This window comes from Paenarthrobacter sp. NPDC091711, from assembly GCF_044756605.1.
Taxonomy (GTDB): domain Bacteria; phylum Actinomycetota; class Actinomycetes; order Actinomycetales; family Micrococcaceae; genus Arthrobacter.
The window spans coordinates 15053-26859 of the sequence record NZ_JBIVTF010000004.1 but is presented as its reverse complement, the minus strand read 5'-3'; the positions used below and the strand labels follow the sequence as shown (position 1 = coordinate 26859).

Annotated in this window: 10 protein-coding genes; 7 read left to right on the top strand and 3 right to left on the bottom strand. The window is 63.3% G+C overall.

Annotation, left to right across the window (positions count from 1 at the left end):
• Positions 1-111 precede the first annotated feature (111 nt).
• The 3 genes from ACIQH5_RS08045 to ACIQH5_RS08035 all read left to right on the top strand — a co-directional run bounded on the left by ACIQH5_RS08045 (position 112) and on the right by ACIQH5_RS08035 (position 4527).
• The gene (locus tag ACIQH5_RS08045; protein WP_400401929.1) at positions 112-1614 is read left to right on the top strand and encodes an RNB domain-containing ribonuclease; all 1503 of its coding nucleotides are present in this window, start codon (positions 112-114) and stop codon (positions 1612-1614) included.
• Positions 1615-1891: 277 nt separating this feature from the next.
• Positions 1892-3604: a DEAD/DEAH box helicase gene (locus ACIQH5_RS08040; RefSeq protein WP_400401926.1), complete on the top strand. Its 1713-nt coding sequence runs from the start codon at positions 1892-1894 to the stop codon at positions 3602-3604.
• 8 nt (positions 3605-3612) lie between these two features.
• The gene (locus ACIQH5_RS08035; RefSeq protein ID WP_400401924.1) at positions 3613-4527 is read left to right on the top strand and encodes a DNA-methyltransferase; all 915 of its coding nucleotides are present in this window, start codon (positions 3613-3615) and stop codon (positions 4525-4527) included.
• Here ACIQH5_RS08035 and ACIQH5_RS08030 read toward each other — a convergent pair.
• Positions 4500-5108: a MarC family protein gene (locus ACIQH5_RS08030; RefSeq protein WP_011775424.1), complete on the bottom strand. Its 609-nt coding sequence runs from the start codon at positions 5106-5108 to the stop codon at positions 4500-4502. The genes ACIQH5_RS08035 and ACIQH5_RS08030 overlap by 28 nt on opposite strands.
• A gap of 31 nt (positions 5109-5139) precedes the next feature.
• On the bottom strand, positions 5140-5985 hold the full coding sequence (locus tag ACIQH5_RS08025; RefSeq protein ID WP_400401921.1) for a PHP domain-containing protein: 846 nt from the start codon (positions 5983-5985) through the stop codon (positions 5140-5142).
• 80 nt (positions 5986-6065) lie between these two features.
• Here ACIQH5_RS08025 and ACIQH5_RS08020 point away from each other — a divergent pair, with 80 nt between their 5' ends.
• A complete protein-coding gene (locus tag ACIQH5_RS08020; protein ID WP_400401919.1) occupies positions 6066-7640 on the top strand; it encodes an aminopeptidase P family protein in 1575 nt (524 codons plus the stop codon).
• An 89-nt stretch (positions 7641-7729) separates the two neighbouring features.
• Here the strand turns inward: ACIQH5_RS08020 and ACIQH5_RS08015 are convergent, their stop codons facing one another.
• The gene (locus tag ACIQH5_RS08015) at positions 7730-8554 is read right to left on the bottom strand and encodes a general stress protein (protein ID WP_400401917.1); all 825 of its coding nucleotides are present in this window, start codon (positions 8552-8554) and stop codon (positions 7730-7732) included.
• A gap of 76 nt (positions 8555-8630) precedes the next feature.
• Here ACIQH5_RS08015 and ACIQH5_RS08010 point away from each other — a divergent pair, with 76 nt between their 5' ends.
• From ACIQH5_RS08010 to ACIQH5_RS08000, 3 genes are read left to right on the top strand one after another with little or no spacing between them, the layout of a single operon-like run.
• On the top strand, positions 8631-9914 hold the full coding sequence (locus tag ACIQH5_RS08010; protein WP_011775428.1) for a magnesium transporter MgtE N-terminal domain-containing protein: 1284 nt from the start codon (positions 8631-8633) through the stop codon (positions 9912-9914).
• Complete coding sequence (locus ACIQH5_RS08005) at positions 9895-10620, top strand: DUF1003 domain-containing protein (RefSeq protein WP_400401914.1); 726 nt, start codon at positions 9895-9897, stop codon at positions 10618-10620. The genes ACIQH5_RS08010 and ACIQH5_RS08005 overlap by 20 nt, the downstream gene beginning before the upstream one ends.
• A gap of 10 nt (positions 10621-10630) precedes the next feature.
• Positions 10631-11758 carry an Mrp/NBP35 family ATP-binding protein gene (locus ACIQH5_RS08000; protein ID WP_400401912.1) on the top strand — a complete coding sequence of 376 codons (1128 nt, stop codon included), beginning with the start codon at positions 10631-10633 and terminating at the stop codon, positions 11756-11758.
• Positions 11759-11807: the final 49 nt, after the last annotated feature.

The window sequence follows — 11807 nt, the reverse complement described above, 5'->3', positions numbered from 1 at the left end:
GCCGGCCCGGTCCATACCGCCGCACGGAAAGCCCGTTGCCCCCTTGGGGTAGCGGGCTTTTTGGGTGGGACATCCAAGACTATCCGCCGGTTTCGGGCTACCCTGATTTTCGTGTCACATCATCGGATAGCGCCCAACGTCGACGACTCCTCGGACCAGCTCGCCGCGGCTCTTGCCGCTCTTAGGGCAGAGCTGGAACTCCCTGGCGAATACCCGGCTGAAGCTGTGGAAGAAGCACGGCAAGCCGTCGCGGACCTTGAGTTGCCGGGTCAGGACCTGCGGCACGTACCATTCGTGACCATTGATCCGGCGACCTCCACGGACTTGGACCAGGCCCTGTTCATTGACCGTGCCGGCGACGGCTACAAGGTCCTCTACGCAATCGCCGATGTCCCCTCTTTCGTGGAACCGGGTGGGGCACTGGACCACGAAACCCGTCACCGCGGGCAGACCTTCTATGCTCCTGACGGGCGGATCCCGCTGCATCCGGAGGTCATCAGCGAGAACGCCGGCAGCCTCTTGGCCGATCAGGACTGCAGTGCGTTCGTGTGGGACTTCGATTTGGACGCGGAAGCTGAAGTGTTGGCTGTCACCGTTGCCCGCGCCGCCGTTCGCAGCAGGGCCAAACTCAGCTACAAGGGCGCTCAGCAGCAGATCGACGACGGTTCGGCCCCGCCCGTACTTCAGCTCCTCAAAGAAGTGGGAATCAAGCGTGTTGAACTGGAACGGCGGCGCGGCGGCGCAAGCCTCAACATGCCGGAACAGGAAATCGTCCAAGCAACCGACGGCGGCGGATACAGGATCGCTGCTGCCCCCTCCCTCCCGGTTGAGGACTGGAACGCGCAGATCTCACTCATGACCGGCATGGCAGCCGCGCAGATGATGCTCGACGGAAAAGTGGGCATCCTGCGCACCATGCCCGCTCCTGATGACCGGTCACTGCTACATTTCAAGCGCCAGACCTCCGCTCTGGGCAAGCCCTGGGACGGCCACGTCACCTACGGCGAGTACCTGAGGACCTTGGACGCATCCGATCCCCAACAGCTGGCCATCCTTCACTCAGCCGGTATGTTGTTCCGGGGCGCCGGTTACACCCCCTTTGACGGGGAGCTGCCGGCAATCGTGACCCAAGCAGCCATCGGGGCTCCGTATGCACACGCCACGGCACCCCTGCGCCGGCTCATCGATCGCTTTGTCCTGGTGATCTGCGAGGCGCTCAGCAACAACCACGACATCCCGAAGTGGGCTCGGGAGGCACTCCCTTCATTGCCGGAGATCATGGCGGCCTCCGACCAGTTGGCCGGACGCCTCGAACGTGCGGCGCTGGACACTGTGGAAGCAGCCCTCGTAGCCAACCACGTGGGCCAGGAATTCGACGCTGTAGTCATTTCGGGGTCCAAACCCTCCAATGGGGCCGGCTCCAAAGCTGCCAACGGCAACGGCGGTAACAATGGCGGCAGCAACGGCAACGGGCCCTTTGGCGTCATACAAATATCAGACCCGGCTGTAACAGCCCGGTGCGACGGAGAAATGGAGTCCGGAACCAAAGTCCGGGTACGGCTGCTGAAGGCCGATATCGCCAGCCGGGAGATCCGGTTCGAGCTGCTGCCCTGACGCCGTTCATGCGGCGATCCGGGCTTTCCGGCCCCCAGAGGATAGACTGAGCTTGTAGTAATGGATGCCCGGTCGTTGATTCAGTTAATTTTTGAACTCAACAAGCCCGCCCCTACGCGATCTTGAGATGTACCAACTGGTCACCAGTGCCAGTACTTAGATAGCCCGCGATCGGCTTCCACTGGACTTGCTTGCGCGCCCGTTCGTGCTCCGGTACGGCTCCGCCGCCGCCGTTGAGCATGCAGCGCCAATGCCCAAATGAATAAGGAAACTCCCTGTGAGTGAATTGCATACCCACGAAGTCCTGACGGACTCCACCGGAACAGAATCCATCGAACCCGAGGAAACGATCATCTCGGATGAGACGCCCCACGAGATCGAAGAGAAGTCGTTCGCTGACTTCAATGTCCGTGCCGACATCGTTGAGTCCTTGGCCGACGCCGGAATCACGCACCCCTTCCCCATCCAGGCCATGACCCTGCCGGTTGCCTTGAGCGGCCACGACATCATTGGCCAGGCGAAAACGGGCACGGGCAAGACGCTGGGCTTCGGCATTCCTGCCCTTCAGCGCGTTGCCGGCCGGGATGACGCAGGCTACGCAAAGCTTGCCGACCCGGGTGCACCGCAGGCCCTGGTCATCGTGCCCACACGTGAGCTTGCCGTGCAGGTTGCCAACGATCTCCAGACCGCTTCACGCAAGCGCAACGCCCGCATCGCCACCATCTACGGCGGCCGCGCCTATGAGCCCCAGATCGATGCCCTGCAAAAGGGTGTTGAAATCGTGGTGGGAACACCCGGTCGGCTGATCGATCTCTACAAGCAGAAGCACCTGAGCCTCAAGAACGTCAAGATGGTTATCCTCGACGAGGCCGACGAAATGCTCGATCTCGGCTTCCTCCCCGACGTCGAGACGCTGATCGCGGGCACCCCCGCAGTTCGGCAGACCTTGCTCTTCTCGGCAACGATGCCCGGCCCGGTCATCGCCATGGCGCGTCGCTACATGACGCACCCCACCCACATCCGGGCAGCTGATCCGAATGATGAAGGCCTCACCAAGCGCGACATCCGCCAGCTCATCTACCGTGCGCACAGCATGGATAAGACCGAGGTTGTGGCCCGCATCCTGCAGTCACGCGGACGTGGCCGGACCATCATCTTCACCAAGACCAAGCGCACCGCAGCCAAGGTTGCTGAGGAACTCGTTGACCGCGGCTTCGCAGCCGCAGCGATTCACGGCGACCTCGGCCAGGGTGCCCGCGAGCAGGCGCTCCGCGCGTTCCGCAACAACAAGGTTGATGTCCTGGTGGCTACCGACGTAGCAGCCCGCGGCATCGACGTCGACGACGTCACCCACGTCATCAACTACCAGTGCGTGGAAGATGAAAAAATCTACCTGCACCGTGTTGGCCGTACCGGCCGCGCAGGCAACAAGGGCACTGCGGTCACCTTTGTTGACTGGGATGACATGCCACGCTGGGGCCTGATCAACAAGGCCCTGGGACTCAGCGTTCCCGAGCCCGTGGAAACCTACTCCTCCTCACCGCACCTGTACTCCGATCTCGACATCCCCGAGGGCACCAAGGGCCGCCTGCCGCGCAACAAGCGCGTCCTCGCAGGCGTCGACGCCGAGGTCCTTGAGGATCTGGGCGAGACCGGAAAGAAGAACGTACGCTCCGGCGGTTCCAGCCGCGACGGCGGACGTGACAGCAAGCGCGACGGTGGCCGTGACGGTGGCCGTGGCCGCTCCGGCAGGTCCGGCGACGCCGGGTCCAGCGAATCCAAGGGCGAGGGTGGCCGCAACCGTACGCGCCGCCGTCGTACTTCTGATGGCGAGGCAGCCCCCGCTGCCGGTGCCTCGGAAACCCGCACTGCCACCGCAGACAACGCTGAGAAGCCGGCCCGCACGCGCCGGACCCGCACGCGTCGCCGCAACGGCGAAGTGGTCTCCGGTGAGACCGCAGCTGCCCAGTCCGGCAGCACCGAGGCCTAAAAACCTCAATGACTGAATCTGTTTGGGCGCCGGACGGCGGCAACTTGGTGGTGCACGCGGACAACGCGGAGTTCCTCCCTACGCTGCCGGACGGCGCCTTCACACTCATCTACGTGGACCCGCCCTTCAACACGGGCCGGGTCCAACGCCGCCAGGAAACCCGCATGGTCCGCAATGCGGACGGCGACGGCGACCGCGTCGGCTTCAAGGGCCGCTCTTACGACACCATCAAGGGCGCCCTGCACAGCTACGACGACGCCTTCAGCGATTACTGGTCCTTCCTGGAGCCCAAGCTCGTGGAGGCCTGGCGCCTGCTGGCCGACGACGGCACCCTGTACCTGCACCTGGACTACCGGGAAGTCCATTACGCCAAGGTGATGCTGGACTCGATCTTCGGCCGGGAATGCTTCCTCAACGAGATCATCTGGGCCTACGACTACGGCGCCCGCGCCAAGAACCGTTGGCCCACCAAGCACGACAACATTCTGGTGTACGTCAAAAACCCCACCAAGTACCACTTCGACAACGCGGAAGTGGACCGGGAACCCTACATGGCTCCTGGCTTGGTGACGCCCGCCAAGCGCGAGCTCGGCAAACTGCCCACAGACGTTTGGTGGCACACCATCGTCTCGCCCACGGGCCGCGAAAAGACCGGCTACCCCACCCAAAAACCCGAAGGCCTGGTGCGCCGGATTGTCTCCGCGTCCAGCCGTGAGGGTGACTGGTGCCTTGATTTCTTCGCCGGTTCAGGGACCCTCGGTGCCGTGGCAGCCAAACTGGGCCGCAACTTCGTGTGCGTCGATCAGAACGAACAGGCCATCGAGGTCATGCGGAAACGGCTGGGCAACAAGGCAGAATTCCGCCACATTGGGTCCCTGCCGGACACGGGCCTGGATCAGGCAGCACCCTTCACGAACGCCTGAACGGCGTCCGCGATCATCTGAACGGCGATTGCTGACAGCAGCAGGCCGGCGATCCGGGTGACGAGCTCCACTCCGTTTTCACCGAGGACGCGCTGCACCACTCCGGCGAAACGCATCGCCAGGTACAGCGAGCCCAGCACCACGGCGATGCCGAGGCCCACCGCCAGATATTCTGCGAGCTGGCTGGACTGCTGCACGAACACCATCACTGCCACGATCGCACCTGGCCCGGCCATGAGCGGGGTGCCCAGCGGCACGAACGCCACGTTCTTGTACTTGGCCGCATTCTCTTCGCCGCTGGTGGAGCCCGTTAGCAGCTGCAGTGCGATGAGCACCAGAAGCAGCCCTCCAGCGCCCTGCAAGGCCGCCAAGGAGATGTGCATGTAGTTCAGGATGGACTGCCCGAAGATCGCGAACACCACGATCACACCGGTGGCCACCAAAAGGGCTTGGAATGCTGAGCGGTTCCGGTCCTTGGCCGACATCTGCGCCGTCAACGACATGAAAATCGGCACAGTGCCCGGTGGATCCATGATGACGAACAGCGTGACAATCACCGAAGCCAGCAGCTGCAGATCCATCAGCGGACTCCTTTCACAGAATGCCCGTGCATCACCGGATGACCGTGCTGCCCGTTGCCAGCTCCTCGATCCTGGACAAGACCTCGGGCGAAGTGGTGTTCTCGCCCAAGAGATTGGGTTTGCCTGCCCCGTGGTAATCGGAAGATCCTGTCATGAGCAACCCGTGTTCGGCCGCCAGGCCACGGAGGAAAGCACGGCCCTCCTCCGGGTTGTCCCGGTGTTCAACCTCAAGTCCCAACAGTCCGGCATCAATCATGTCCCGGTAGGTACGCTCCCCCACGATCCGTCCCCTCGAAGAAGCCACCGGATGGGCGAAGACGGGAACGCCGCCGGCCGCGCGGACAAGCTCGACGGCGACCGCCGGGTTGGGCGCATAGTGCTGCACGAAGTACCGCGAATGGGAAGTGAGGATGGAGGTGAACGCCTCCGTTCGATCTGCCACCACGCCAGCGGCCACCAAAGCATCGGCGATGTGCGGGCGGCCCACCGTGGCGCCGGGGGCAACATGGTGGATCACGTCGTCCCAGGTCAACGGATAGTCCTCGGACAGCAGAGTAACCATATGCTCGGCACGGGTCAGCCGTGCATCTTTGGACTTGGTGATTTCCTCCAGCAGGCCCGCATGGGAGGGGTCGTGGAGGTAACTCAGCAAGTGGACGCTGATTCCCTGCTCCGTCCGGCAGGAGATCTCCATTCCGGGGATGAACGCTATGCCATGTTCCCGGGCAGCGGCAGCGGCAGGCTCCCAGCCATCCGTGGAATCGTGATCGGTCAAAGCCACGGCGTCAAGACCGGCCGAGACGGCGGAAATGATCACGCCGGCCGGTGTCTCGGTTCCGTCGGAAACATTCGAGTGCGCATGCAGGTCTATCCTCACTTTCCCAGCCTATGGGATGCGGGCCCGCTTGGAGTGCTGCGGCGTTGGCCTCCTCACGTAACTGGTGGGACGATGTAACGGTGAACGATGCCGAAAACACCCAAAACTCGTCCTCCCAGCCGCTGCAGGAGCGTGTCAACAACCGCTCGCAAAGGCCCACATCAGATGCCTTCAAGGCATTCATGGCCAGCAATTGGGCGCCCGCCCCGCAGGTGACCCCTGCGCGTGACGCCGTTGCAGACCACGCCGCACGCCGGCGTCGTACTATTTCCGAACAGTTCAAAGCCGAACGTCTCGTCATCCCGGCCGGTCCGCTGAAGGTCCGGTCCAACGACTGCGACTACCGGTTCCGCCCCCACTCCGGCTTCGCCCACCTCACGGGGCTGGGCTTGGACCACGAGCCCGACGCCGTGCTGATCCTTGAGCCCGTGGCTGAAGGAAAGGGCGACGACGGCGGTCACCACACTGCCACCCTCTACTTCCGTCCGCTGGCCGGCAGGGACACCGAACAGTTCTACGCTGACTCGCGCGCCGGCGAGTTCTGGATCGGTGCACGGCCCACACTGGCCGAATTCGAAGCCCGCCTCGGCCTCCCCACCGCGCACATCTCCGAGCTTGAAATGGCTATCACCAAGAATGTTGGCGCCCCGGAAATCGGCGGCATCTCCATTCGACTGGTCCGCAAGACGGACGAGAACATTGACGCGCTGGTAGACACCGCCCGCTACAACACGGCCAAGGACCCCGAAAACCTGGACCTCGGCGAACTCGACGCCCTGGATGAGAAGCTCAGCGAGGCTCTGTCCGAAGCGCGCCTTATCAAGGACGAGTGGGAAATCGAGCAGATGAAGATCGCCGTCGCGGCAACTGTGGAAGGCTTCGCTGACGTGGTGCGGGCCCTCCCCCGTGCGCTAACCCACCAGCGTGGTGAGCGTGTGGTTGAAGGCGCTTTCTTTGCCCGCGCCCGCGAGGAAGGCAACGAACTCGGTTACGACACCATTGCCGCGTCGGGTAACAACGCCACGGTCCTGCACTGGAACCGCAACTCCGGAACCGTCAACGCCGGCGAACTCCTGCTCTTGGACGCAGGCGTGGAGGCCGACTCCCTCTACACGGCGGATATCACCCGTACGCTTCCCGCCACGGGTACCTTCACTGAAGTGCAGCGGAAGGTGTATGAGGCCGTGCTCGACGCCGCCGATGCCGGTTTCGCAGCCGCACAGCCGGGCGTGAAGTTCCGGGACATCCACACTGCAGCAACCACCGTCCTGGCTGAACGCCTCGCCGAATGGGGCTTGCTGCCTGTGTCCGTCGAGGAGGCCATCAGCCCGGAGGGCCAGCAGCACCGCCGTTGGATGCCGCACGGCACCAGCCACCACTTGGGCCTGGACGTCCACGACTGTGCCCAAGCGAAGCGTGAACTCTACCTCGACGGAGTTCTGACCGAGGGCATGGTCTTCACGATCGAACCCGGCCTGTACTTCAAGAACGAAGACCTCGCCATTCCGGAGGAGTACCGCGGGATCGGCGTTCGCATCGAAGACGACATCCTCATGACAGCAGATGGCCCCGTCAACCTCAGCGCCGCGTTGCCGCGCAAGGCTGATGACGTCGAATCATGGATGGCCGGCATCTACCAGGAAGTCCAGGGCTAAGCCCCTGCCGTTGGAGTAACGCAGAAGTTTTAGACAGCAGAAAGGGAAGGCCACCCGTGTGGCCTTCCCTTTCTGCTGTCTGTAAGCGTCTACTGCTTGGAGGAATCCTCGGAGCTGGACTGCTGTCCGTCTTCCTGCGGTGCGTTCTGTGCCGGGTTCTGTCCGTCAGTTACCCGGACACCATACTGCGGACGCCCGTCGGGGAGGTCGGGGTACCGGACAGCTGCCGGCGTGGGGGCCTGTGCGGGCTGGTTCGCCGGTGCCGCGCCCTGTCCCTCCGGAGTGCTTGGGCCAGTGGACTCGGGACCGCGTTGGCCATAGGGATCGTTCCACGTGGAAGGCCGCTCGGGTGCCTGGCCCGGCTGCTGGAACGGCGCATTCGGCTGGTTGTAATTGCTGGCCTGCGGTGTGGCTGCCTGCGACGGATTCATGGGCAGCTGGTGGAGCAGGCGGCGGGCCTCCTGGGCTGCCTCCACGGCAACGATCACATCGTAATTGGTGGCCACCACCTGGCTGGTGGAGGTGAAGTCACGCTTTCCGCGTTGAGTGGCATAGGTGACGATGCCGAACAGCATGAAGAACGCCGCACCCATCAGCACCGAGGTGATGATGGAGAACGGACCTCCGGCGGGGGTGAAGAAGGACAGCATGACGCCGACGAAGAGGCCGAACCACATACCGCTCAGGGCACCGGACAGGGCCACCCTGGGGTAGCTCAGGCGGCCGGTCACCCGCTCCACCATTTTGAGGTCGTTGCCCACGATCGACACCAGCTGAACAGGGAACTGCTGATCTGCGAGATAGTCCACCGCCTTCTGGGCATCCAAATACGAGGTGTACGAACCTACGGTGTCCCCCTGGGGAACACTGCGGGACTCCTCAACGGCTTTGGGACCACCAAAAATGTTTGACATAGCCCCATTGTGTCTCATGGACATGTGTAGAGGCTGGAATTCAGCTAAAAGAGAGCAGACTCGGTAGCCTGTAAATATGAGCACACATCCTTCACGCGTCTTCGTCGCGCGCTTGCTCGGCTTGGACGTCTTCGACCCCCTGGGCGATCGTCTTGGCCGATTGCGCGACGTCGTGGTGCTCTCCCGCGGCACCCGCGGCGCTCCCCATGTGGTGGGCATTGTGGTTGAAGTTCCGGGCAAGAAGCGGGTCTTTGTTCCCATGACGCGTATTACGTCCATCGACCAGACCCAAATCATTTGCACCGGCCTGGTGAACTTGCGGCGCTTCGAGCAGCGCGGTGCCGAAACTCTGGTGGTCGCTGAAATGTTCGACCGCCGCGTGACGCTGGCCGATGGCAGTGGGGACGCCACGATCGAGGACATCGCCATGGACCAACACAGGTCCAAGGACTGGTTTGTCAGCAAGCTGTTCGTCCGCCGGGGCCATTCCCTGTCACCCTTTGGCAGGCTTCGCCGCAACGAGACGCTGATCATCGACTGGGCCGATGCCCAGACCGGCGCCCACAACGAGCCCCAGGCCGCCACGCAGTTCGTTGCCACTCACGAAGACCTTAAACCTGCCGACTTTGCTGAAGCACTGCAGGAAATGAGCGACAAACGGCGTTTCGAAGTGGCCAGTGAGCTTCAGGATGAGCGACTCGCCGATGTCCTCCAGGAACTCCCGGAAGATGACCAGGTGGAGATCCTCTCCGCGCTTGATGTGGAACGTGCCGCCGACGTCCTCGAAGAGATGGATCCTGACGACGCCGCCGACCTCCTGGCCGAGCTTCCGTCCGCCCAGGCGGAAGAGCTGCTTCAACTCATGGAACCCCAGGAAGCCGAGGACGTCCGCCGCCTCCTCGAGTACGACGAAGACACCGCCGGTGGCCTCATGACTCCTGTCCCGGTCATCCTGCCGCCGGAAGCCACGGTGGCCGAAGCCCTCGCCCACGTCCGGCGTGAAGAACTCTCGCCCGCGCTGGCGTCATCCATCTTCATCGCCCGTCCACCCTTGGAGACTCCCACAGGACGTTTCTTGGGCGTGGTGCATATACAGCAGCTTCTGCGTTTCCCTCCGCCGGAACCGCTGGGCAACCTTGTCGATAAAAACCTTGAGCCGCTCTCGGACCAAGCCCACATCTCCGAAGTGGCCAGGACCTTGGCGACGTACAACCTGAATTCACTTCCAGTCGTGGACGACGACGGCCGCCTTGTGGGGGCGGTGACTGTTGATGACGTGCTGGATCACCTGTTGCCGGATGACTGGCGCGCCCACGAGGACGACGCCCCTATAAGGAAACTTGGAGGCCGCATTGGCTGATAACAACGCCACCCGATCCGCCAAGTCCACGGGACGCACCGGCAGCAGCCTCGACACACCCCTGAGCGGACGCCAACGCATCCTGCCCAAGTTCTCACCGAACCCGGACGCTTTCGGGAACGCTACGGAGGGCTTCGCCCGGTTCATGGGCACGCCCACGTTCCTGGTTTACATGACGGTGTTCTGTGTGTTCTGGCTTGCCTGGAACTCATTCGCTCCCACGGACTGGCAGTTCGACCGCATGGAGCTGGGCTTCACCCTGCTGACGCTGATGTTGTCGCTACAGGCCTCCTATGCGGCTCCCCTCCTGCTGCTGGCCCAAAACAGGCAGGATGACCGCGACCGTGTCTCGCTCCAGCAGGACCGCCAGCGTGCCGAACGGAACCTCTCCGACACCGAGTACCTCACGCGTGAACTGGCCTCGCTCCGCATTGCCCTGCGTGAAGTAGCCACTCGTGACTATGTACGGACCGAACTCCGAAGCCTGCTCGAAGACATCATTGATGCCCAAGAGGAACTCCGTGAGAACGAAGCCGGCGCTGATGGTACGGAATCACCGGGCGAGAAGGTCAAGGAAAAACTGAAGGAAAAGCGCGATAAATCGCGTGGACCCCGCACCCAGCAGATTCCGAAGGTCCGCCCGCCGCGAGCCGCAGGTCCGCAGCATTCAACGGCCAAAACCCCACCCGAAACCCCCGAAAGCTGAGCCTGACCATATGAGCACCGCATCGGCCGAGGCGCTGCATGCTGCCTTGGCAACCGTCATTGACCCTGAGCTCCGGCGCCCCATTACGGAACTCGGGATGGTGGAGTCGGTCTCTGCCAGTGATGACGGCACGGTGCAGGTGGCTGTTCTGCTGACCATCGCCGGGTGTCCCCTGCGCGAAACAATTACCAAGGACGCAACCGACGCCCTCCTCGGCGTGGAAGGCGTCACCGGCGTGGACGTGGAACTAAAAGTCATGACCCAGGCCCAGCGGGAAGCCCTGAAAGAGCAGCTCCGCGGACCAGGTGGACAACGCGGCATACCTTTCACCAAGCCTGGTTCGCTGACCAAGGTATATGCAGTGGCCAGCGGAAAGGGCGGTGTGGGCAAGTCCTCCGTCACCGTCAATCTGGCCTGCGCACTGGCCGCCCAAGGCCTCCGTGTGGGCATTGTGGACGCCGACGTGCACGGCTTTTCCGTGCCGGCGCTGATGGGGATCACCCAGAAGCCCACGCAGGTGGACGATATGATCCTTCCCCCTGTGGCCTATGGCGTGAAGGTCATCTCCATCGGCATGTTCGTCGACGGCAACCAGCCGGTGGCATGGCGAGGTCCCATGCTGCACCGCGCTCTTGAACAATTCCTGACCGACGTTTACTTCGGCGATCTCGATGCCCTCTTCCTGGACCTCCCTCCCGGCACCGGGGACATCGCCATCTCCGTGGCGCAGCTTCTGCCCACTGCAGAAATCCTGGTGGTCACCACGCCGCAGGCAGCTGCCGCTGATGTGGCCGAACGGGCCGGCACCATCGCCACCCAGACCGGACAGAAGGTGGCCGGCATCATCGAGAACATGTCCTACCTGGAAATGCCCGACGGCGAACGCATGGAATTGTTCGGAAGCGGCGGGGGCGCCATCCTGGCTGAGCGGTTGAGCTCTGCCGTGGGCACCAGCGTTCCCCTCCTCGGCCAGATTCCGCTGGACATCCAATTGCGGGAGGGTGGCGACGCCGGGAAGCCTGTGGTTCTGGCAGCACCTGAGACGGCTGCCGCGAAAGCGCTGGAGGGTATTGCTGCTTCCTTGGCCACGCGGCCCCGCGGGCTGTCCGGCATGCCCTTGGGGATCCAGCCCCGCTGAGCCACGAGGCCTGGGCCGGCGGACCTTGGCAGAGCTTGCTTCTAGTTCG